General features: G+C 59.9%; 16 protein-coding genes. 12 read left to right on the plus strand and 4 right to left on the minus strand.

Translation table 11 applies throughout. The features are described from left to right. Window positions 1-180: 180 nt before the first annotated feature. The gene (rtcR, locus tag ACQ4WY_RS28035) at window positions 181-1,794 is read right to left on the minus strand and encodes an RNA repair transcriptional activator RtcR (protein WP_436506891.1); all 1,614 of its coding nucleotides are present in this window, start codon (window positions 1,792-1,794) and stop codon (window positions 181-183) included. A 206-nt stretch (window positions 1,795-2,000) separates the two neighbouring features. On the opposite strand from rtcR, the gene ACQ4WY_RS28040 reads away from it, so the two are divergent. From ACQ4WY_RS28040 to ACQ4WY_RS28060, 5 genes are all read left to right on the plus strand, one after another. Then, window positions 2,001-3,569 carry an RNA-binding protein gene (locus tag ACQ4WY_RS28040; RefSeq protein WP_436506892.1) on the plus strand — a complete coding sequence of 523 codons (1,569 nt, stop codon included), beginning with the start codon at window positions 2,001-2,003 and terminating at the stop codon, window positions 3,567-3,569. Between the two features lie 201 nt (window positions 3,570-3,770). Further along, complete coding sequence (locus ACQ4WY_RS28045; protein WP_436506893.1) at window positions 3,771-5,006, plus strand: RtcB family protein; 1,236 nt, start codon at window positions 3,771-3,773, stop codon at window positions 5,004-5,006. A 16-nt stretch (window positions 5,007-5,022) separates the two neighbouring features. Beyond that, window positions 5,023-6,042, plus strand: a complete 1,020-nt coding sequence (gene rtcA / locus ACQ4WY_RS28050; RefSeq protein ID WP_436506894.1) for an RNA 3'-terminal phosphate cyclase — start codon at window positions 5,023-5,025, stop codon at window positions 6,040-6,042. Window positions 6,043-6,172: 130 nt separating this feature from the next. Then, complete coding sequence (gene pedF, locus ACQ4WY_RS28055) at window positions 6,173-6,658, plus strand: cytochrome c-550 PedF (RefSeq protein WP_035824926.1); 486 nt, start codon at window positions 6,173-6,175, stop codon at window positions 6,656-6,658. A gap of 24 nt (window positions 6,659-6,682) precedes the next feature. Beyond that, window positions 6,683-7,516 (plus strand): substrate-binding periplasmic protein, encoded by an 834-nt coding sequence (locus ACQ4WY_RS28060; protein ID WP_436506895.1) that lies wholly within the window; start codon window positions 6,683-6,685, stop codon window positions 7,514-7,516. A gap of 55 nt (window positions 7,517-7,571) precedes the next feature. On the opposite strand, the gene ACQ4WY_RS28065 is transcribed toward ACQ4WY_RS28060, so the two are convergent. Further along, on the minus strand, window positions 7,572-9,719 hold the full coding sequence (locus ACQ4WY_RS28065) for a TonB-dependent receptor family protein (RefSeq protein ID WP_436506896.1): 2,148 nt from the start codon (window positions 9,717-9,719) through the stop codon (window positions 7,572-7,574). Window positions 9,720-9,923: 204 nt separating this feature from the next. Between ACQ4WY_RS28065 and ACQ4WY_RS28070 the strand changes: the two genes are divergently transcribed. The 7 genes from ACQ4WY_RS28070 (at window position 9,924) to ACQ4WY_RS28100 (ending at window position 19,579) form a co-directional block, all read left to right on the plus strand. Beyond that, window positions 9,924-10,880: a beta-propeller fold lactonase family protein gene (locus ACQ4WY_RS28070; RefSeq protein ID WP_436506897.1), complete on the plus strand. Its 957-nt coding sequence runs from the start codon at window positions 9,924-9,926 to the stop codon at window positions 10,878-10,880. A 338-nt stretch (window positions 10,881-11,218) separates the two neighbouring features. Next, complete coding sequence (gene adh / locus ACQ4WY_RS28075) at window positions 11,219-12,739, plus strand: aldehyde dehydrogenase (protein ID WP_099404118.1); 1,521 nt, start codon at window positions 11,219-11,221, stop codon at window positions 12,737-12,739. 55 nt (window positions 12,740-12,794) lie between these two features. Then, the gene (locus ACQ4WY_RS28080) at window positions 12,795-13,184 is read left to right on the plus strand and encodes a DUF779 domain-containing protein (RefSeq protein WP_353658777.1); all 390 of its coding nucleotides are present in this window, start codon (window positions 12,795-12,797) and stop codon (window positions 13,182-13,184) included. Window positions 13,185-13,235: 51 nt separating this feature from the next. After that, the gene (locus ACQ4WY_RS28085) at window positions 13,236-14,972 is read left to right on the plus strand and encodes a PQQ-dependent methanol/ethanol family dehydrogenase (RefSeq protein WP_436506898.1); all 1,737 of its coding nucleotides are present in this window, start codon (window positions 13,236-13,238) and stop codon (window positions 14,970-14,972) included. A 286-nt stretch (window positions 14,973-15,258) separates the two neighbouring features. Further along, window positions 15,259-16,419 carry a porin gene (locus ACQ4WY_RS28090; RefSeq protein WP_436506899.1) on the plus strand — a complete coding sequence of 387 codons (1,161 nt, stop codon included), beginning with the start codon at window positions 15,259-15,261 and terminating at the stop codon, window positions 16,417-16,419. A gap of 57 nt (window positions 16,420-16,476) precedes the next feature. Beyond that, window positions 16,477-18,579 carry a 4Fe-4S binding protein gene (locus ACQ4WY_RS28095; RefSeq protein ID WP_436506900.1) on the plus strand — a complete coding sequence of 701 codons (2,103 nt, stop codon included), beginning with the start codon at window positions 16,477-16,479 and terminating at the stop codon, window positions 18,577-18,579. Beyond that, window positions 18,569-19,579: an FAD:protein FMN transferase gene (locus ACQ4WY_RS28100; RefSeq protein WP_436506901.1), complete on the plus strand. Its 1,011-nt coding sequence runs from the start codon at window positions 18,569-18,571 to the stop codon at window positions 19,577-19,579. The genes ACQ4WY_RS28095 and ACQ4WY_RS28100 overlap by 11 nt, the downstream gene beginning before the upstream one ends. 1 nt (window position 19,580) lies before the next feature. Here the strand turns inward: ACQ4WY_RS28100 and ACQ4WY_RS28105 are convergent, their stop codons facing one another. Both ACQ4WY_RS28105 and ACQ4WY_RS28110 read right to left on the minus strand, forming a co-directional pair. Next, a complete protein-coding gene (locus ACQ4WY_RS28105) occupies window positions 19,581-21,569 on the minus strand; it encodes a sigma-54-dependent Fis family transcriptional regulator (protein WP_436506902.1) in 1,989 nt (662 codons plus the stop codon). A 147-nt stretch (window positions 21,570-21,716) separates the two neighbouring features. After that, a partial coding sequence (locus ACQ4WY_RS28110) for a hypothetical protein (protein WP_436506903.1) occupies window positions 21,717-21,960 on the minus strand: 244 nt, incomplete at its 5' end.

A 21,960-nucleotide genomic window follows, 5' to 3' on the forward strand; every position in this document is an offset into this window, starting at 1 on the left:
GAAACAACTTTGCGCCGATGATAGTGCTGCAACCAGTGTGAAAGTAGGTTATCGTCAGGCTTGTTATTCGCAGTAGAGAAAAACCCGATCAGAAATGGTCGGGTTTTTTTTCGTCTGATGCTTTATCCGGTTAAGCGTGTGGGGACATAAAAAAGCCGCGCTAAGCGCGGCTTTTTTCATTTAATTCAGTCGGCATATCCCATCCCATTCAAGGTCAAAGCGGGCCAGGTATTTTTTGAGCCGGTCTGCATCATTCGGTTTGGCTTTCGCCGCGCGCGATACGGCATACAGTGTGCGGCCGGCATCGGACATATTGTTGGATTGCCGGCAAATCTTGATCACTGCCTGCAGCTGCAGCGCATCAAACAGGTCGAGCTGCGCGGCTGCCTCGGTTCCCATGATATCGGCCAGATCGATTTCCATGTCGCAGGCAGGCTTGTCATGACGCTGCCATAGCCGTTTCAGGCGCTTGATTTCCTCGTCGACGACGTCATCCGTGATGCGACCTGCTTCCGACAAGGTAGCCAGGCGCGTGACGGCAGCGGACAAATCGCGGAAATTGCCGTTCCAGGCGGCCGACGGCGCGGCGGCAAAGCGCATGAAACGCTCACGTGCCTCCTTGTTGAAGCGCACTCTTTCGCCTGTCTCGGCGCTGTATTGTGCCAGCAGGTATTCCAGGTTCGGCTCGATGTCTTCCGGCCGCTGTGCCAGGCCCGGCAATTCGTACGTCCACAAATTAATGCGCGCATACAAGTCTTCGCGGAAGCGGCCGGCCGCCACTTCATTGCCCAGGTCGCGGTTGGTGCCGGCGATCAGTTGGAAGTCGCTCTGCACCTCCGTATCGGCACCGACGGGGAAAAAGCGCTTTTCTTCAATGGCTTTCAGCAGCATCGCCTGCTCGTCGAGCCCCAGTTCACCGATCTCATCGAGAAACAGCAAGCCCTTGTGCGCGCTGCGCAGCAAGCCGGGTCGATCCGAGCCCGCCCCCGTGAAGGAACCCTTGATATGGCCGAACAAGGTAGAGGCTGCGCCATCGCCATGCAGGGTGGCGCAATTGAGGTCGATGAATTTGCCATCGATCTGGTGGCGCGACTTTTTCAGCTCATACACGCGGCGCGCGAGGAAGGATTTGCCGGCGCCGGTCGGCCCCATCAACAGCATGGGGGCTTTCGATTTGATGGCGACGCGCTCGATTTCATCGATCATCCCGTTGAACTTCGCATTGCGCGTGGCGATGCCGGACTTCAGGAAGGCCACGCCTTCGGCCTGTTCGCGCGTAAAACGCTGGGCGATCTGGTCGTAGCGCGACAGGTCGAGGTCAATCAATGCGTAGCTGCCGGGATTGCCGGCGGCCTGGCGCTTGGGTGGCGACGTTTGCACGAGACGACCCGGAAAATAGCGTGCTTCCGTCATCAGGAACATGCAGATCTGCACCACGTGACTACCGGTGGTGATGTGGATCCAATAGTCTTCCTTGTCCGGATCGAAGGGGTAGCTGTTGGCAAAATCGTAGAGGGCGCCATACACATTCTCGAAGTCCCAGGCATCGCTGATGGGCAGTTCGTGGGCGATCAGCCTGGTTTCAGGCGAGACGCTGGCGATATCCTGCGATACCTGGCGCACCAGGTTGTCAAACTGGCTGCCCGCGTACAGCAGCTCGAAACGGTCGATGATCTTGTCCTCATGCTGGGTCAGGGCGATGCTTGGGCGCCACTTTTCCCAGCGTGCCGCTCCCCTGCCATTGTCGAGCTGCGTGCCGAGAAAACCGATGACGACGGTACGTTTTGCTTGCATATATGGGATAAATATTTATCTGAAAAGATAATTGTATTCCAAATCGCAATGACAGGGATATTTTCAATGTAAAGCATGTATGAGAATATTATTTAATAAAATCAATGATTTATGTTTGTTTTTGACGAAATATTGAAAGCTGGCACAGCGCTTGCAATAGAGGAGATACCAACGAGATAAACGTAGAGAGCAGAGAGGAACGAAAAATGGCCAACGCCCAGTTATTCCAGAGCGCGCAACAGACCGGTACCTTGCCAGCGGCCCTGGCACGCAATGCCGAAGGCGCGCCAGCCTACGCGCTGACGCCCCGGCATCAGCTGGCGCAATATGCGGCCACCGGCTGCCTGAACACGACGTTTTATGCCAGTGCCGAAGCGCAGCTGGCAACGGTGCTCGAGCTGTGCAAGGCGGTCGAGCCGGCCTTCATTGCGCAGACGGCCGTGTACTGCCGCGAACGGGGCTACATGAAAGACATGCCGGCCTTGCTGGTGGCCGTGCTGGCGGGGCAGGGCGCCGCGGAATGTGCGCCGGCCTTCCAGCGCGTGATTAACAACGGCCAGATGCTGCGCAACTTCGTGCAGATCATGCGCTCGGGGGCAGTAGGCCGCAAATCGCTGGGATCGCGTCCGAAAAAACTCGTGCAGGCATGGCTGAACACCGCTTCGGAACAGGCCTTGCTGGCCGCCGCCGTGGGCAATGCGCCCTCGCTGGCCGACGTGGTGAAGATGGTACATCCGAAACCGCAGGAAGCGTGGCGCGCGGCCTTCTTTGCCTGGCTGATCGGCAAGCCGTACGATGCCAAGGCACTGCCGCCGGCGCTGGCCACGTTCGAGGCGTATAAGGCCGATCCTGGTCAAACGATACCGGATGTACCGTTCCAGATGCTGACGGCGCTGCCCTTGAGCGCGCAGGATTGGGCGCAGATCGCCCGCCAGGGCAGCTGGCAGATGGTGCGCATGAATCTGAACACCTTTGGCCGTCACGGCGTGTATGCGATCGACGGCATGCCGGAGCTGATCGCTGCCAAGCTGCGCGATCCCGAGGCAATTGGCCGGGCACGGGTGTTTCCGTACCAGTTGATGTCCGCGTACATGGCGGCCGGCGAGAGCGTGCCGGCCATCGTGCGCAATGCGCTGGAGCAGGCGCTGGAAATATCGTTGGCGCATGTGCCGCGGATCGCGGGCAAGGTCGTGGTGTGCCCTGATGTTTCCGGTTCGATGTCGTCGCCCGTCAGCGGTTTTCGCGGCAGCGCCACCTCGAGCGTGCGCTGCATCGACGTGGCGGCGCTGGTGGCGGCGGCCATGCTGCGCAAAAATCCGGATGCCATGCTGCTGCCGTTCGAGCACAGCGTCGTGAGGTGCGGGCTCGATGCGGATGACAGTGTGATGAGCAATGCGGCCAGGCTGGCGGCCATCGGTGGCGGTGGCACCAATTGCAGCGCACCGCTGCTGCGCATGAATAGCAAGAAGGAGCTGGCTGACCTGGTGATTTATGTGTCCGATAATGAGTCGTGGATCGACGCCAGACGCGGTGGCGCCACGGCGACGATGGGACAGTGGAAGGTGTTCAAGCAGCGCAATCCGCAGGCAAAGCTGGTGTGCATCGATATTTCGCCGCATGCCACGACGCAGGCGATGGAGTGCGCTGACATCCTGAATATCGGCGGTTTTTCCGATGACGTCTTCAAGATCATCGCCGCCTTTGCTGCCGGCCAGCTCGACCCTGCCCACTGGGTGGGAGAAATCGCCGCCATCGATATGGCGCCAGGTTGTTGAAGTAAAGTGCATGAATGCGGACAAGACTACATAACAGACGTCTTGTCCAACCTTGTCATGCACTGCAGTGCCCCGAATGCCGACAGGATTACATCGATCAGCCGCGTCAAACCGGCCTGGCAGGCGCAGTGAGCCTGGCAGAAAATCCTGTCCCACCTTGTCGGGTTGTCCCACTGATTAAAATACAAGACGAGAGAAGTGATGAAGAAAGAAGAATACGAAGTCCTGCATACCGAAGGCAGCCGTCCCGTGAAAATGTGGACCCGTGGCGTGCCTGTCGAAGAAGCGGCTAAAAAACAATTGCGCAACACGGCGACCCTGCCGTTCATTTACAAGCATATCGCAGTCATGCCCGACGTCCACCTGGGTAAAGGGTCGACCATCGGCAGCGTGATTCCCACCCTGGGCGCCGTGATTCCTGCGGCCGTGGGCGTGGATATCGGTTGCGGCATGATGGCGGCGAAGACCACGCTGACGGCGAATGATTTGCCCGATAATCTGGCGCCGCTGCGCAGCGCCATCGAACGCGCCATTCCGCACGGGATGTCGCCGAAGACGCGCGGACACCGTGGCCGCGATGAGGGGGCCTGGCATACGCCGCCCTCGGTGGTCGATGCCGCGTGGCTGCAATTGAAGGACGAATTCGATGCGATCTGCCTGAAAACGCCGAAGCTGAAAAACACGAACAATTATCGTCACCTGGGGACTTTGGGGAGCGGTAACCACTTTGTCGAAGTCTGCCTCGATGAACAGGGTTCTGTATGGTTCATGCTGCATTCCGGTTCGCGCGGCGTGGGCAATGCCATCGGCACGCATTTCATCGAACTGGCCAAGCAGGATATGCGCACCCACTTCATCAACCTGCCCGACCAGGATCTGGCTTACCTGGCAGAGGGAACGCAGCATTACGAGGATTACGTGGAAGCGGTAGGCTGGGCGCAGCGTTTTGCGCGCAACAACCGCGAAGTGATGATGCAGAATTTGATCGCCGCCGTACGCACGGTCATCCATAAACCGTTTCAGACGCACGTGGAAGCTGTCAACTGCCACCATAACTATGTGCAGAAGGAGCACCACTTCGGCAAGGATGTGCTGATCACGCGTAAGGGCGCCGTGTCGGCCCGCGCCGGCGAACTGGGGATCATTCCCGGTTCCATGGGCGCGAAGAGTTTTATCGTGCGCGGTAAAGGCAATGCGGAGAGTTTTCATAGCTGCAGCCATGGTGCGGGACGCACGATGAGCCGCACGGAAGCGAAGCGGCGCTTCAACTTGGAGGACCAGATCCGCGCCACGCAAGGCGTGGAATGCCGCAAGGATGAAAACGTGATCGATGAGATTCCGATGGCCTACAAGGATATCGATGCGGTGATGCTGGCGCAGCGCGAGCTGGTCGATGTCGTGCATATCCTGAAGCAGGTCGTCTGCGTCAAAGGTTAACAGAGGGAAAGTAGAAATGATAGAAATAGATGGAGCGCAAGGTGAAGGCGGCGGACAGATTTTGCGCTCGGCGTTGAGCCTGTCCATGATCACGGGGCAAGCATTCCGCTTGACGAATATCCGCGCGGGGCGGGAAAAGCCCGGCCTGCTGCGCCAGCATTTGCTGGCCGTGCAGGCGGCGGCCGCCATTTGCGGGGCGCGCACGACGCCGGTGGCGCTGCGCGCAGCTAGCCTGGAATTCGTGCCTGGCCCCATACGCGGTGGCGACTACCGCTTTGCCATCGGCAGCGCCGGCAGTTGCACCCTGGTGCTGCAAACCTTGCTGCCGGCCCTGCTGCATGCGGATGGGCCGTCCACCGTGCGCATCAGTGGAGGCACGCACAATGCCATGGCGCCGCCCGTGCATTTTCTGCAGCGCGCGTATGGCCGCATCCTGGAACAGATGGGCGCCGAGGTGGATATCGCGCTGCAACGCTACGGCTTTCATCCCGCTGGCGGCGGCGAGGTGATTGCCACCGTGCAACCGTGCCAGCGCTTGCGGCCTATCGCATTGCTGCAGCGCGGTGAACAGAAGGCAGGGTATGCGGAAAGCATGGTGGCGGGCGTGCATGTGAATGTGGCGCAGCGCGAGCTCGAGCGTGTCGCCAACGGCATGGGCTGGAGCGGCAAGCAGCTGCGTATCGTCGGCTTGCCGGCGGAGCAGGGACCGGGCAATGTCTTGTTGCTGACGCTTGAGCACGAGCATGTCACGGAAGTGTTTACTTCTTTCGGCGAAAAGTCCTTGCTGGCCGAGTCCGTGGCCAAGCGTCTGTTGAACGAGGTGCGCGCCTATCTGAAGACGGACGCGGCCGTTGGCGAGCACTTGGCCGATCAGCTCTTGCTGCCCATGGCGCTGGCGGGCGGCGGTACCTTCAGTTGCAGCAAGGTTTCGCAGCATGCATTGACGAATGCGCAGGTGATTGCCCGATTTTTGCCCGTGCATATCACTTTTGAGCAGCAGGAGCGGCACAGCATCTGCACGGTGGCCGCCGCCTGACGCGCGCGGTGACACAACTAGCTGTTGCAGCTGTTCCAAATTGATACATGGGCGGCAGGACGTGGGGCATATATGCATGGCATGGCATTTGCTCTTCTTGGATATTCACTAAAAAACCAAGGAGACCAGCATGACCTATTCCATTCGTACCCTGCTCGGCGTGGCGGCCGCGGGCGCCGTTGCCCTCACTTCCCTGCTGACCTTGCCGCATGCCTATGCGCACGGCAATGTCACGCCGCAAGGCGTCGACACCACGGGCTTGCCCAAGGTGGGCGACAAGTGGCTCGAGCAAAATCCGTATCGGGGCAACAAGCTGGCTTTGACGGTGGGCACCTCGGCCTACAATCAGAATTGCGCCCGCTGCCACGGCATCGAAGCCATCTCGGGCGGCATCGCGCCGGACTTGCGCCAACTCGACCGTGATTGCTTCGGTATCAAGAATGAGACAAAGAAACAGGCTTGCTACAAGGAGACGGATAATTACTACCTGACCACCATCCGTCACGGTAAGGTACGCAATGGCGCCGTGTACATGCCACCGTTCGAGGGTGTATTCAACCAGGAAGCCATGTGGGCCATCAAGACCTATCTGGAAACCCGCCGCGAGTCTAACTGAGCCGATTGATCACCAAGGAGTCCCATGCGTTCATTTCAACTCCGGGGGGCGCGCGCGATGATCTCGCTCGCCTGCCTGGCGCTGTGCGCAGCCGCGCCGGCGCGCGCCGACTGGCAAAAAGTGCAGCAGTCGGGCAGCCTGAAAGTGGCTGTGTACAACGAGTTCGCGCCGTTTTCCGACAAGGGGGCGGGTATCGATATCGACATCGCCGAAGCGCTGGCGAAAAAGCTGGGTTTAAAACTGAGCTTGCTGCCATTTCCCGCGGGCGAAAACCTCAACGACGATTTGCGCAATATGGTGTGGAAGGGCCATTACCTCGGTTATGGTCCCGCCGATGTGATGTTGCATGTACCGGTCGACAAGAAGTTGATGGCGGATAACGACAAGGTTGAGATCTTCGCGCCATACTACGTGGAAACCGTGCGCCTGGCGCGCAGCGCGCAAGCCGTGCCGCAATTCGATGGCGTCGCTTCGCTGGCCGGCAAGCGCATTGGCGTGGAAAAGGTCTCGATCGCGGCCATGCTGATGCTGGGCGAAGACAATGGCAAGTACCGTGACGACGTGCGCATTTTCGACACGGCCGCCGAAGCCTTGCAGCAATTGCAGGCAGGCCAGCTCGACGCCGTGCTGGCCAACCGTTCGGAAATCGAATCGGTGCTGAAAAGTGACCCCGCTTTCCCCTTGAGCGAAGTAGCGTTCGCCCGCTTGCCGCGTGCAGGCTGGGCCGTGGGCCTGGCCGTCAGCAAGCAACAGCTCGACGTGGCCAAATTGCTGCAGGCAGCCATGAACGAGATGGCGGCTAGCGGCGAGTTGAAAACCATCTTTGAGAAATATGGTGTGAAGGAAGCACGGCCCTGAAGCAGCTTGCTCTAGTTTAAAAGCCCGCGCATCGGAAGAGGCGCGGGCTTTTTGATTAGAAGGAATACTGGGCGCTGACACCCAGCAACCAGTTACGGCCCGGCGCCGCTTCATAGTAGCGCTTGTTGCTGTCGCCGACGATGACGGAACCCACGTAGGTCTTGTCGAAAAGATTGTTCAGGCGGGCAAACTCCTTGAAGCGCCAGTTCCCCACGTTTTGCTTGGCATTGAACCGCGCATTGAACACGGTATAGCCGGGCGCCGGCTTTTCGCTGTTGCTGTCTTCCGCGTAGACCTGGTTGCTGGCCACGCTTTCCAGTGCCGCGCCAAAACGGTCCAGCGTGTCTTTCCAGGCCAGTTCCGCAAACAGGTTGGCGCTGGGTACGCCCGGCAAGCGGCTGCCTTCGCGCACGCTGCCAAACGCCTGGTCATACACGGCGTGCAGGCTGGTCAGTGCCACTTTTGTCGTGAAGCCATATGGCAGGTTCGAATCCAGCGACACTTCCATGCCCTGGCGCAAGGTCTTGCTTGCATTGATATAGCTGGTGCGACCGTTACCAGAGTTCTGGCCGTCGACCACCAGTTCATCATTGGTCTTGATCTGGAACACGGCCGCATTCACATGCGTGTTGTTGCTGATCCTGGCCTTGATGCCCGCTTCCAGGTTGGTGCTGGTTGCGGGTTTCAAGTTGAAATTGAATCCGCTGTCTTTACCCGAGTAAAACAGTTCGTTCAGGGTGGGCGCTTCGAAGCCGCGCGCGGCGCTGGCGTACACGTTGACGTTGGGTGTCAGCTTGTAGAGCAGGCCCAGCACCGGTGTCGTGTGGCTGTATTCCAGGCTGCCACTATCGTTGCCATTGCTGAAGAAATGGTCGTTGACCGATATCTTCATCTTGCTGTAGCGCAAACCTACGCTGAGCAGCCACGGCCCGCTTTGCCATTCCGCCTGGATATACGGATCGAGGCTGGAGACGACATCCTGCTCGTTGCGGCGCAGCTTGCCCTTCACGCCAAAGGTATTGCCAATGAAATTTTCATAGCCGGTGCGGTCATCGCTGGAGCGGCCGTAATCGATGCCGATGGTGGTGCTCAACTTGCCACCCGCTAATTGGTTGACATGCAGCCAGTTGGTATCGATGCCGTAGAAGTTGCGCTGGAAATCGATCACGCCACCTGAATTTTTTGGCGATGAGATTTGAGCAGCCTGTGGAATTGACTGATATTGAATTACATCGCGGTTTCCTCCATACACCATCACATGCAGGCGGTCCTCGCCGAATCGCTGTTCATAGGTAGCGCCGATTTGCTGGTGATCAATGCTCTTGCGCGTGTTGTAGCGTTCGGCAAAGCTGCGCTTCGGATTCTGGTCATCTTTGGGGTCGATGTCGCCGGCGCGCGGGTCGCGGGCAAACGTGGCCCAGGTGGCGCCCAGCGGATCTTGCGTGTTGCCTTGATGTAGGCTGTTGGCGACGATGGTCAGCTTGCTGTCCGCGGTGGGCTTGACGGTGATCTTGCCGAACGCCTGTTCACGCGTGGCGGCGCTGTGGTCGCGGAAACCGTCCGTGCGGAAGCGCGAGCCGTCGAGCACGTAGCCGATGCCGCTTGCCTGGCCCTGCGCCGTCAGGTCCACCTTGCTGGTGCCGTAGCTGCCGCCCGTCACGTTCAGCTCCACGGACGGGGGATTTTGCCCATCCTTGGAAAACAGCTGGATCACGCCGCCCGAGTGGTTGCCGTAGATGGCAGAAAACGGTCCGCGCAGCACTTCGATGCGCTCGGCCGTATCGAGGTTGAAGGTGGCGGCCTGGCCCTGACCGTCGGGCATGCTGGCGGGAATGCCGTCGCTGATCAGTTTGACGCCGCGCACGCCGAAGGCCGAGCGTGCGCCGAAGCCGCGCGACGAGATTTGCAAGTCTTGCGCGTAGTTCTGGCGGTTTTGCACGACCAGGCCCGGCACGGCTGCCAGCGCTTCCGACGCGTTGACGCGGATTTGGCCCTCCTGGATGCGGGCGCTGTCGACGACGTCGATCGAGGCCGGCACTTCCTGGCTGGGGTGGGCGATGCGGCTGCCGCTGACGACCACCGTATCCATGACTTGTCCCGCGGCCAGGTCAGCGGACTCTGCGGCAAAGACGTGGGGGGCCAGGGTGGCGCTGCCGGCGACAAACAGGCTGGCGATGGTGTTCAGGCGGAAACGGTGCTGCATGCGGATTCTCCAATGTGAATAAAAGCCTGCTTGATCGCGTGCGCGGTACAGGTCTGCCTAGTCTTATCAAGCAATATGCCTGCCATGTCTCCATTGGTGGGCTGAAATTATACGCGTGTCAGTGGCACGGCGTTTGCATGCAGCAACGGTCAGATGCGCCGATACGGCGCGCTTTTCCAACGTTTTGCCATTGAAAAGGTGATTATGCCCAACTTCTTCTCGCGCTTGCGCCAGGTGTGCTGGTTGCTGCCTGCACTCGCCAGCAGCGCCATCCAGGCCGCTCCGTTTGCCTATGTCCCCAATGAAAAATCGGGCACCTTGAGCGTGATCGACACGGCGACCGACCAGGTGGTGCGCCAGATCGCGGCAGGCAAGCGTCCGCGCGGCATCGCCGCCGACCCCACCGGGCGGCAATTGTTTGTCACGGATGCGGCCAGCAGCGCCTTGCTGCTGATCGATAACGCTGCCGGCACGCCCCTGCGCACGGTGGCGCTGGGCAAGTCGCCTGAAGGCGTCAGCGCTTCCCGGGACGGTCATTTCGTGGCCGTGGCCGTCGAGGAAAATAATAGCGTGGCCTTACTTGATGGCCAGACGGGCGTCTTGCTCGCCGACATCAAGGTGCAGGGACGCAACCCGGAACATGCCGTCTTCAGCCCGGATGGGCGCTGGCTGCTGGTCAGTGCGGAAGAGGCTGAGCAAGTCGATGTCATTGATGTGGCGCAACGCCGCCAAGTGGCTTCCATCGCCGTGGGATTGCGTCCGCGCGGCATCGGTTTCAGTCCGGACTCCGGCCGCGCCTATGTGGCGTGCGAACTGGTCAATGCCGTGTACGTGATCGATATGGCCGCGCGAAAGGCGATTGCCACTATTCCAGCGGGCAAGAATGCCAATGGCATCGTGGTCCATCCCAGCGGCAAGCAGGTGTATGTCTCGAATGGCACGGACGGCACGGTGATGGTGATCGACACGGTCAGCCACCAGGTCACGGCCACCATTGCCGTCGGCAAGCGCCCATGGAATATGGCCATCACGCCCGACGGCGCCAAGCTGTACGTGGCCAATGGCCGCTCGAACAGTGTTTCCGTCATCGACACGGCCAGCGCGCAGAAGGTGGCCGATATTGCCGTAGGTGAATTGCCATGGGGCGTGGTCATTCGCTAGGCAAGCTGGGACAGGTGTTCCAGTCTGGTACACCTGTTCCATTGTGCAGCGGCGAAAGGGCGCAGCAGCAGGGCTGGCCCGCATTGGAACAGGACGCCGCCACCTTGTTCAAAACGCAAACAGGCCCACGCCCTCCTTTCATGCCCCGGGGATGCGCTGAAAAGCGTGCCGGTAGGGACGCCACACCCTTGTAACAAGGGTAAAACCCGCTAAGTTTGTAGTGGGGCAGCGAGCTGGCACGGCATTTGCGGAAGACTGCGTGTACTCACCCCATCTGTACCAGGACGTTTGGTTTTAATTACAGCAATTCCATTCTAATTAACCCGATAGAGGACGACATGAATCTCGCAGACATCAGCAAACTGGGCGTAGCCAATCCCTTCAAACAACGCTATGACAATTACATCGGTGGCAAATTCGTTGCACCAGTAAAAGGTGAATACTTTCCTAACATCACGCCCATCACGGGCTTGCCGTTTTGCGAAATCGCCCGTTCCACGGCGGAAGACGTCGAGCTGGCGCTGGATGCTGCGCATGCCGCCAAGGATGCTTGGGGCAAGACTTCGCCTGCCGAGCGCGCCAACATCCTGAATCGCATCGCCGACCGCATCGAACAAAACCTGAGCCTGATCGCCACGGCGGAAACCATCGACAACGGCAAGCCGATCCGCGAAACGATGAATGCCGACATTCCGCTGGCCATCGACCATTTCCGTTACTTCGCCGGTTGCATCCGCGCCCAGGAAGGTTCCGTCGCGCAAATCGATGCGGAAACCTATGCCTATCACTACCATGAGCCGCTGGGTGTCGTGGGCCAGATCATTCCATGGAATTTCCCGATTCTGATGGCCGTGTGGAAACTGGCGCCAGCCCTGGCCGCCGGCAATTGCGTGGTGCTCAAACCGGCCGAACAGACGCCGGCGTCCATCATGGTGTTGATCGAGCTGATCGGCGACTTGCTGCCACCGGGCGTGTTGAACATCATCAACGGTTTCGGTCTGGAAGCGGGCAAGCCGTTGGCGTCGAGCAAGCGCATCGCCAAGATCGCCTTCACGGGTGAAACGGGCACGGGCCGTTTGATCATGGGCTATGCGGCGCAAAACCTGATTCCCGTCACCCTGGAGCTGGGTGGCAAGTCGCCGAACATCTTCTTTGAAGACGTGATGGATGCGGACGATGATTATTTCGACAAGTGCCTGGAAGGCTTCACCATGTTTGCGCTGAATCAAGGCGAGGTGTGCACTTGCCCATCGCGCGTGCTGATCCAGGAATCGATCTACGAAAAATTCATCGAACGGGCTTTGAAGCGCGTGGCCGCCATCAAGCAGGGCAACCCGCTCGACTCTTCCACCATGATCGGCGCCCAGGCGTCGCAGGAGCAGCTGGAGAAAATCCTGTCCTACCTCGACATCGGTCGCCAGGAAGGCGCCGAAGTGCTGGCCGGCGGCGAGCGCAACACGCAGGCGGGCGACCTGGAGGGCGGCTATTACGTGCGTCCGACCGTGTTCAAGGGCAATAACAAGATGCGCATCTTCCAGGAAGAGATATTCGGGCCCGTCGTGTCCGTGACCACCTTCAAGGATGAGGCCGAAGCGCTGGCGATTGCCAACGATACCTTGTACGGCCTGGGTGCCGGCTTGTGGACGCGCGACGGTTCGCGCGCCTTCCGCATGGGACGCGCCATCCAGGCGGGCCGCGTGTGGACCAATTGCTACCACCTGTATCCCGCCCACGCCGCGTTCGGTGGCTACAAGCAATCGGGTATCGGCCGTGAAAACCACAAGATGATGCTCGATCACTACCAGCAAACGAAGAACTTGCTGGTGAGCTATAGCCCGAAAGCGCTGGGCTTCTTCTAAACCGGCACACGCGCCGCGCCTGTCAAGCCAGGTGCGGCGCGCAGAAAGGGATGCCATGAGTGCAGCAATTGCCCGGGTGGTCGCCACCGAAGCGGCGCTGGAAATGATGGACAAGTTGCGCCAGCGTCACGGCCCGCTGATGTTTTTCCAGTCGGGCGGCTGCTGTGATGGCAGTGCGCCCATGTGTTACGCGCTGGGCGAGTTCGATGTCAGCGATACCGACATCTATCTCGGCAATTTGAATGGCACACCGTTTTACATGGGACTCGAGCAATTCGAGTACTGGGAGCATACCCAGTTGATTATCGATGTGGTCGATGGCAATGGCGGCATGTTTTCACTCGACAACGGCACGGGCAAGCGCTTCCTGACGCGCTCGCGCCTGTTCACCGATGAAGAATGCGCGCTGTTGCATGCCCAGCCGCATGAGCACCGCAAGACCTGATACACACACATACTAATAAAACAGAGGGAGATGATTGTGCAGAAAAAAATCATGGGGATCGTCGTCGGTTTGAGTGTCGCCTCGTTGGTCCAGGCGGCCGACGTGGGCAATGTCACGAATGCCATGCTCGACAACACGGCGAAGAATCCATCCAGCGTCTTGTCGTTCGGCATGGGCACGCAGGGCCAGCGCTATTCGCCGCTGACGCAGATCAATGACAAGACCGTGGCCAAACTGGTGCCGGCCTGGTCGTTCTCGTTTGGCGGCGAAAAACAGCGGGGTCAGGAATCGCAGCCGCTGATTCACAACGGCAAGATGTTCGTCACGGCATCGTATTCGCGCATCTTTGCCGTCGACTTGAAAACGGGCGCGAAGCTGTGGAAGTATGAGCATCGTTTGCCAGACGGCATCATGCCGTGCTGCGACGTGGTCAACCGTGGCGCCGCCCTGTACGGCAATCTGGTCATCTTCGGCACGCTCGACGCTTACCTGGTGGCGCTGGATCAAAACACGGGCAAGATTGTCTGGAAGGAAAAGGTCGACGATTATGCGGCCGGTTACTCGATGACGGCCGCGCCGCTGATCGCCGAAGGCTTGCTGCTGACGGGCGTGTCGGGCGGCGAATTCGGTATCGTGGGCCGTGTCGAGGCGCGCAACCCGATGACGGGTGAGCTGGTATGGAGCCGTCCGACGGTGGAGGGTCATATGGGCCACCGCTACGACAAGGATGGCAAGGCGACCGACAACGGTGTGTCTGGCACCGTGAACAAAACCTGGCCGGGCGACCTGTGGAAAACGGGCGGCGCCTCGACATGGATGGGCGGCACCTACGATCCGCAAACCAAGCTGGCGTACTTTGGCACCGGCAATCCGGCGCCGTGGAACAGCCACTTGCGTCCCGGTGACAATCTGTACTCGTCGTCCACTGTGGCGCTCGACGTGAGAACGGGGCAGATCAAATGGGCGTATCAAAACACGCCGAACGATGCCTGGGATTTCGATGGCGCCAACGAATTCGTCACCTTCGACATGGATGGCAAGCGCTACGGAGGCAAGGCCGACCGCAACGGTTTTTTCTATGTCATCGATGCGGCCAACGGCAAGCTGCAGAACGCCTTTCCGTTTGTGAAGAAAATCACCTGGGCCAGCAGCATCGACCTGAAGACGGGCCGGCCGAACTACATCGCGGCTGGTCGCCCAGGCGACCCGACCAAGGGAGAAGAGGGCAAGAAGGGCACGACGGTGTTTGCCGCGCCCGCTTTCCTCGGCGCAAAAAACCAGATGCCGATGGCGTACTCGCCGCAAACCAAGCTGTTCTATGTGCCGGCGAATGAATGGGGCATGGATATCTGGAACGAGCCGATCAGCTACAAGAAAGGCGGCGCTTTCCTCGGTGCCGGTTTCACCATCAGGCCTTTGTTTGACGACTACATCGGCGCCATGCGCGCCATCGATCCGAAGACGGGCAAGATCGTCTGGGAAATCAAGAACAATGCGCCGCTGTGGGGCGGCGTGATGAGCACGGCCGGCAACCTGGTGTTCTACGGCACGCCGGAAGGCTTCCTGAAGGCCGTCGACGCGAAGACGGGCAAGGAGCTGTGGAAATTCCAGACGGGCTCCGGCGTCGTGGCGCCGCCCGTCACCTGGCAAGATGGCGACACGCAATATGTGGCCGTCGTTTCCGGCTGGGGTGGCGCGGTGCCACTGTGGGGCGGCGAAGTGGCGAAGAAGGTCAACTTTCTGGAACAGGGCGGTTCCGTGTGGGTCTTCAAGCTGGCATCGAAGTAAGGGGGTGAAGCATCCGGGCCACTCGGATGGGTGTCTCCCTGTCCGCCGGGTGTTTTCTTTTTGCTGACGGCCCAGGCCGTCAGTTTTTTGTTTACCTGTAGGCCCGGCTGCAAACTTGCGGTCAAAAAATGAACACTATCAGTGGCGATTGATCCGCTGTTGCACACGTTAAATACGCTTTTTCTCTTTCCCCCTCTGAGCCGTGCTGGGCACGCTTATTGCCAAAGCTTGAGGTACATCAATCACTGGTGTGCACACTAAAAACAGAGAAGAAAGAGGAGAAGCAATGAACACATTGATCAAGCTGGGGAGCCTGGGTGTCATGACATTCGCAGCGATGGGGCAGGCGCAAGCTGTCGATATCAAGGCTGGCGACTGGACCGTGTCGGTGGGCGGCATCGTCAACGCCTATTACACGCAAGTGTCGTGTTCGGGCGATGCTGTGAGCGGACTGGCGCTGGGTGGCCAGGCGCTCGGTTGTGGCGGCGAAAAGGATCGCACCACCATCGGCAACGGCTTGCTGCCGAATGGCTTGATCACTTCCGCCTCGTCGCGCCTGGGCGAGTACGACGTGAAAGCCTTGATCGGCATCTACAACTCGACGGCGACCGACAGCGCCATCAGCCAGAACAGCGTGGTCGATGTGCGCCAGGCCTTCTTTACCTTTGGCAATGAGCAGATGGGTACCTTCAAGCTGGGCCGCGACTACGGCATCTTCGGTGCGAACGCGATTTTGTCCGACATGACCTTATTGGGCTCGGGCGCACCGGTGCAGGCGACGCAGCGCGGCCGGGTGACCCTGGGCCATATCGGCGCCGGCTATACCTATCTGGGCAACTATGGCCAGATCATGTACAGCTCGCCGAAGTCGGGCGGCGTTGGCATCGACGTGGCGCTGGTCAGCCCCGTTTCCGATACGCCCATCGTGGCAGGCTCGACCTATTCTTCGAAGTCGAGTCCGCAAGTGCAGGCGCAAGTAACGTATGCGCAGGAAGGCTTGAAAGCCTGGCTCGGCGTGAAGTCGCAAAAATTCACGTCGAAAACGCCCGGCGTCGATGACCTGACCATGCGCGGCGTGGAAGTGGGCGGCTCGTACCAGATGGGTCCGGCTGGCGTGCTGGTCAACTTCCAGGGCGGCAAGGGGCTGGGCATCTTGTCCGATGCGGACCAGGGCGATACCAAGTCGAAGAACTGGCTGCTGCAAGGCACATATAAAACGACGGACAAGCTGAAACTGGGCTTGTCCTACGGCATTAGCAAGAACGACGACAACACGGCCGGCACGGGCGGCTTGAAGTCGAACGCCAACCTGACCCTGGGTGCGTATTACTCGCTCAACAGTGCGATCACCCTGGTCGGCGAGCTGGGCCAGACGCGCTCGAAAGGCTTTGCCGGTGGCGAAGCGAAGATGAATGGCGTGTCCCTGGGCGGCATTATTTTCTTCTAACTCATCAACGCGGCGCCTTGCGACAGGGCGCTGCACGGAGCGTGGTGCATGCGGATAATGCGGTTGTTCATCGGATGCTGGCTATTCCTGTTCATTCTGGGACAGGCGTGGGCGGGCGTGCTCGACAAGGCCGAGCTGGCGCGGCGCTTTCCTGCTCCCCTTGTCGTCGGCGACAAGGAAGCCGACTTGCCCGTCTGGCCCTTGTTCAAGCAAAACGCCACGGCCACCGAACTGGTCGGCTACGTTTTTGAATCGGTGGACCTGGCGCCCATTCCCGGCTTTTCCGGCGTGCCCGTCAATCTGCTGATCGCCATCGATCCGCAAGGCAGTTTTCTCGATGTCGCCGTGCTGTCGCAGCACGAACCTGTATTTCTCGACGGCCTGGGCGAAGCGCCCCTGTTTCAGTTCGTCAAACAGTACCAGGGGCTGTCGCTGAAACAGAATATCGCCATCGATGCCAAGAAGAAACGCGCGCCAGATGCGACCCACGCCGATATCGATGGCGTGTCGAAGGCCACGGCCTCCGTGCGTATCATCAACCAGAGCGTGCTGGCCTCGGCCTTGAAAGTGTCGCGCAAAAAACTCGGCTTTGCGCGAGGCCGCGACCCTGACCAGATTGCCCGCATCCGCATGGAGGTATTCGAGAAACTCAGCGTGGCGCAGATGCTCGGGCAGGGCTTGATCCAGCATGTGCGCCTGAGCAACAAGGATGTGGAGAGCCTGTTTGCCGGCAGTCCCGGCGCGGGACTCGATGTGGAAGCCACGCGCGCGCCAGATGACGTGTTCATCGACCTGTATCTGGCCTATGTGTCCGTGCCCAGCGTGGGACGCAACCTGTTGACGGAACGCAGCTGGAACAAGCTGCGCAACCGGCTTGACGAGGGCGACCACGCCATCCTCGTCATGTCGCGCGGGCGCTACAGCGTGCTGGGCGACGATTTCGTGCGCGGCACGGTCACCGACAGGCTGTTGCTGAAGCAGGATGGCTTGCCCATCGACATGCGCGACCTGGACCTGGAATTGAGCCTGTCCGATACGGTTTCACTGCCAACGGAAAATATCGCCGTGTTGCGCGTCATCAGCCAGGCGGGCCTCGATGCGGCCACCCCGCTGGCGTTTTCTCTTCCCATTACACGCAGCAAGGGCATCGTGTATCCGGAACGCATCGCGCGCAATGTCGATTTCAGCTACCGTTTGCCGGCCGAGTTTTATACGGCGCCGCAAGGCGACGATGCCACGTGGCGCGGCACGTGGGATAACCGCAAGGCTGAGTTGCTGTGCTTGGTCGCCGGGCTGGCGCTGCTGTCCGGCGCATTGGCGTGGCAGAAACGCCTGGTACGCGATGGCCGGCAATTTGCCTGGTTCCGTCGCCTGTTCCTGTTGTTTACGATAGGTTTCATCGGCTATTACGCGCAGGGGCAGTTATCGATCGTCAATATCACGGGCGCACTCCAGGCGCTGCTGGCGGGGCGCAGCCTGGGCTTCTTCCTGTTCGACCCGATGACGGTGATCCTGTGGGCTTTCGTGTTGCTCAGCCTGCTGGTCTGGGGGCGCGGCACGTTCTGCGGCTGGCTGTGTCCATTCGGTGCCCTGCAGGAATTCACGGGCAAGCTGGGCCAGTGGCTGCGCTTGCCGCAGTGGAAGATCAGGCCACGCCTCGACGGGCGCTTGAAATGGATCAAGTATGGTTTGCTGGTGGCCATTCTCGGCAGCAGCGTGTTTTCCAGCCAGATCACGGACAAGCTGGTCGAGCTGGAACCGTTCAAGACGGCTATCACCTTGACCTTCGTGCGCGCCTGGCCCTTCGTCGCGTATGCCGTGGGCTTGCTGCTGCTCAGCAGTGTTTCCTATAAATTCTTTTGCCGCTACCTGTGTCCGTTTGGTGCGGCGCTGGCGCTGCTGGGACGGTTTCGCCTGTTCAACTGGATTCCGCGCCGCAAGGAATGCGGCACGCCATGTCAGACTTGCCGCCACCGATGCGAGCATCATGCCATCGCGCCGAGCGGGAAAGTTGATTATGGCGAGTGTTTCCAGTGCATGGATTGCGTGGTGATTTACGCCAGCGATGAAAAATGCGCGCCCTTGATGTTGGAAATCAAGCGTGCCCGCACCATTCCCATAGTCCGGGCCACGGCAGAGGAGAGCAGCAATGCAGCGTAGAACGTTTATTTCGGCAGCCATCGGCAGCGTGGCCGGCATGGCAGGTTTGTCTTTGCCAGGCAGCATGGCGCGCGGCACGGCCACGGGCTCCGGCGTGCGGCCGTATCAAGGCGCCGCGCTGGCGTTTGGCACGACGATCGCCGTCACCGTATTGCACCACGATCAGCGCCAGGCCGAGCTGGCTATCGAAGATGCCTTGCATGCAGCCACGAATATCGACCGCCTGATGAGTATTTACAGTCCCGCCAGCCAAGTCTTTCAGCTCAATCGTGACGGCCGATTGGCCCGGCCGGATGCCCATTTGCTGGCCGTGCTGGCGCAGGCACAAGCCTTGTCGCAATGGAGCGATGGGGCGTTTGATATTACCGTGCAACCGTTGTGGCAGCTGTTTCGCGCGGCGGCAGACCAGGCAAGCTTGCCGACAGACACATTGCGCCGCGCGGCGCAGGCGCGGGTAGACTGGCGGCAACTGGCGTGGGATAGCCGGGACGTGCGTTTTCTCCGGCCCGGCATGGCGCTGACCTTGAATGGCCTGGCGCAAGGCTATGCGGCGGACATGGCGCTGGCAGCCGTGCAGGTACGCGGCATACGGCATGCGCTGCTCGGCACGGGCGAATTTGTTGCGCGGGGACAGCGTTCCGTGCGCCGCCCGTGGACCTTGGGCATCCAGGACCCGCGCGACGGCGAAATCCTGGCCGCCACCTTGAAAGTGGAAGGGCGCAGCGTGGCCACGTCGGGCGATTACGAATGCACGTTCACGCCCGACTTCGTGCATCACCACATCTTCGACCCCTCGAAGGGCGATTCGCCGGGCGAACTGGCCAGCGTCACCGTGCTGGCGCCCACGGGCTTGCTGGCCGATGGCTTGTCGACAACCTTCATGGTGACGGGAGCTGCGCGTGCGCATGCCATGGCCGCGCGGATGGAGGGCGTCGACCTGATGACCATCGACAAGCAGGGGCGGCGTGAGATGTCGCCCGGCTTTTCCCGTCTGCTCTAGGCTATTTCAGATGCGGCACCTTGCGATAGATCGTGTTGCGCGACACGCCCAGGGCCCGCGCCGTGGCCGAAACGTTGCCGCCGTGGGCATCAAGCGATTTGAGGATCGCGCTTTGTTCCATTTCTTCCAGGTTGGCGCCGGCCGCGATCATGCGGTCCGTGCTGGCGCTGGTGGCATGGGCTTGCGTCATCTCTATATCGTCGAGGAAATCATCGGGCATGTGGCGCAAACAGATTTCATGCTCGTCACCTGCCATGACGATGGCCGTGCGCAACAGATTGGTCAACTGACGGAAATTGCCTGGCCACTTATGCTGGTGGAACATGCGCAGGATGTCCGGTGCCACCGTATAGCGCGTGTCGGGCGCTTCCGTAGCGAGGATTTTTTTGACGACCGTGTCCAGGTCCGTGCGCTCGCGCAGCGGCGGCAGTTTCACTACCAGGCCATTCAGGCGGTAATACAAGTCTTCGCGGAATAGCCCTTTGGCCATGCGTTCGCGCAAGTTGTGATTCGTGGCGCAAATGAGTTCCACATTCACGGTGATCGATTTGCTGCTACCCAGCGGTGTGACCATGCGTTCCTGCAGCACGCGCAACAGGCGTGCCTGCAAGCCAAAGGGCATGTCGCCGATTTCATCAAGGAACAGGGTGCCGCCATTGGCTTGCAGGATCTTGCCTATCGCCCCTTTTTTGCGCGCGCCCGTGAACGCCCCGTCTTCATAGCCGAACAGTTCAGACTCGATCAGGGTTTCCGGGATCGAGGCGCAATTGACGGCGATAAACGGCCCCATGGCGCGCGGTGAATCGTTATGGATGGCTTGCGCCAGCAATTCCTTGCCGGTCCCCGTTTCGCCCATGACGAGGATGGGGATGTCGCGTCCCAATACCTTGTTGACCTTTTCGATCACCAGTTCCAGTTGTGGATCGCCTGTGCGCAGATAGCGCAGACCGGACAGGCGGCGCGCCGCATTGGCCGCATGGCTGGCCGACGCGGGAACCTGGGCCGGCACGGCGTTGATATCGCTATGGTCGGTGCTGGCAGTAAAGCCGTGCTGGAATACGCTATTGGACAGGCGCAACTGCGCGCGCCCATACACGCGCACGCCGCTATGCATGCACAGGTTCAGCAGACCGGGTGCGGCCGTGCGGTAATGATCGTACAGGGCGGAAACGGGCAAGCCGAACAGGGAACTGAAGGTATGTGATTGCAGCGCAGCAAATGACAGGCCCAGCTGGAACAAACCATTTTTGTTGGCGGATAAAAACCGTCCACCCGGTGTGAACGAGGCAATGCCTTCCATCAAGGTGCCGATGAATTCGGGGCGCGCGTGGAAGTGCACGGTGATGGCGTCTTCGAAGGTGGCGGAAAACAACTGATTTTCGATCATCAGCGCCGACATGCGCACCAGGGCCATCGTATGTTTGTGGAAACTGCGCTGGTCGCTCGAAACGTCCAGCACGCCGATGACATTGCCGCGGTGGTCGGTGATCGGTGCCGCGGAGCACGTCAGGAAATGATTGGCGGCCAGGTAATGCTGGTCCGCATGGACCAAAGTTGCTACTTTTTCCGTGATGGCCGTACCGATGGCATTCGTGCCGCGGCTCTGTTCTGACCATGCCACACCCGGCTGCAGGGCGACGCGGTTGGCTTTCTCCAGAAAGTCATCGTCGCCCAGCGAATGCACGATGACGCCGTTGGCATCCGTCAAGATCACCATATTGTGCGTATTGACGATTTGCTGGTACAGGGTTTCCATCGCCGGCAGCGCGTGCGCGTGCAGCATGCGGTTTTGCTCGATCAGCAAGGACAGATCGGATTTGCCGGCCGGCGTAAATTCGGGCGTGGCGGTGGGCGACAGGCCAAAGGCGACTGAGCGCTGATGGGACGTTTCGATGATGACGGGGACGTTGTCTTGTCCTGCCGGCAAAATGTTCGCGTCCGCGATAGACGAAAACGGTGCGCTACGGTAAGTAGCTGACGGTTGATACATGATCTCGTTGCCTCCGTTGGGCCCTGTACTGCGGCGCTCTTTTGAATATCGAGAGTGTTCCATAATGTAGCACCTGTCACAGATGGGAGCAAAGCAAAGCGAACCTGACTATCCCCAGTGTTGCTGCCAGGCCCAGAGTTGCTCTCATCAGTGGACAATGCATATGGCTGTATAAGCAAGTGCGGTGCCAGGGCCGTTTCGCCGGCGGAAAAATAGCCCTTGCGAGGTCTGCGTGCCTTGGCTATAATTCGTCCCCTCGCTGAACGAGGCATGCAAATGCCGAGTAAAGCAGGGTGAAAAAGAAGGTTGACGAAATGCTGCAAACGCTTCATACTCTTCCTTCTTCGCAGCTGACAAACACAACGCTTTGTCGATAGCGCGAAAGCAGTAC

It is taken from the genome of Janthinobacterium salmonicoloratum (assembly GCF_051380845.1).
Lineage (GTDB): Bacteria > Pseudomonadota > Gammaproteobacteria > Burkholderiales > Burkholderiaceae_D > Janthinobacterium > Janthinobacterium lividum_F.

Excerpts from the sequence above, each read along its gene's own strand:
- ACQ4WY_RS28070 (WP_436506897.1), top strand. The coding sequence starts at position 9,924 with ATGCCCAACTTCTTCTCGCGCTTGCGCCAGGTGTGCTGGTTGCTGCCT.
- ACQ4WY_RS28090 (WP_436506899.1), top strand. The coding sequence starts at position 15,259 with ATGAACACATTGATCAAGCTGGGGAGCCTGGGTGTCATGACATTCGCA.
- ACQ4WY_RS28105 (WP_436506902.1), bottom strand. The coding sequence starts at position 21,569 with ATGTATCAACCGTCAGCTACTTACCGTAGCGCACCGTTTTCGTCTATC.
- ACQ4WY_RS28065 (WP_436506896.1), bottom strand. The coding sequence starts at position 9,719 with ATGCAGCACCGTTTCCGCCTGAACACCATCGCCAGCCTGTTTGTCGCC.
- ACQ4WY_RS28060 (WP_436506895.1), top strand. The coding sequence starts at position 6,683 with ATGCGTTCATTTCAACTCCGGGGGGCGCGCGCGATGATCTCGCTCGCC.
- ACQ4WY_RS28040 (WP_436506892.1), top strand. The coding sequence starts at position 2,001 with ATGGCCAACGCCCAGTTATTCCAGAGCGCGCAACAGACCGGTACCTTG.
- ACQ4WY_RS28080 (WP_353658777.1), top strand. The coding sequence starts at position 12,795 with ATGAGTGCAGCAATTGCCCGGGTGGTCGCCACCGAAGCGGCGCTGGAA.
- rtcA (WP_436506894.1), top strand. The coding sequence starts at position 5,023 with ATGATAGAAATAGATGGAGCGCAAGGTGAAGGCGGCGGACAGATTTTG.
- ACQ4WY_RS28045 (WP_436506893.1), top strand. The coding sequence starts at position 3,771 with ATGAAGAAAGAAGAATACGAAGTCCTGCATACCGAAGGCAGCCGTCCC.
- ACQ4WY_RS28100 (WP_436506901.1), top strand. The coding sequence starts at position 18,569 with ATGCAGCGTAGAACGTTTATTTCGGCAGCCATCGGCAGCGTGGCCGGC.
- ACQ4WY_RS28085 (WP_436506898.1), top strand. The coding sequence starts at position 13,236 with ATGGGGATCGTCGTCGGTTTGAGTGTCGCCTCGTTGGTCCAGGCGGCC.
- rtcR (WP_436506891.1), bottom strand. The coding sequence starts at position 1,794 with ATGCAAGCAAAACGTACCGTCGTCATCGGTTTTCTCGGCACGCAGCTC.
- pedF (WP_035824926.1), top strand. The coding sequence starts at position 6,173 with ATGACCTATTCCATTCGTACCCTGCTCGGCGTGGCGGCCGCGGGCGCC.
- ACQ4WY_RS28095 (WP_436506900.1), top strand. The coding sequence starts at position 16,477 with ATGCGGTTGTTCATCGGATGCTGGCTATTCCTGTTCATTCTGGGACAG.
- adh (WP_099404118.1), top strand. The coding sequence starts at position 11,219 with ATGAATCTCGCAGACATCAGCAAACTGGGCGTAGCCAATCCCTTCAAA.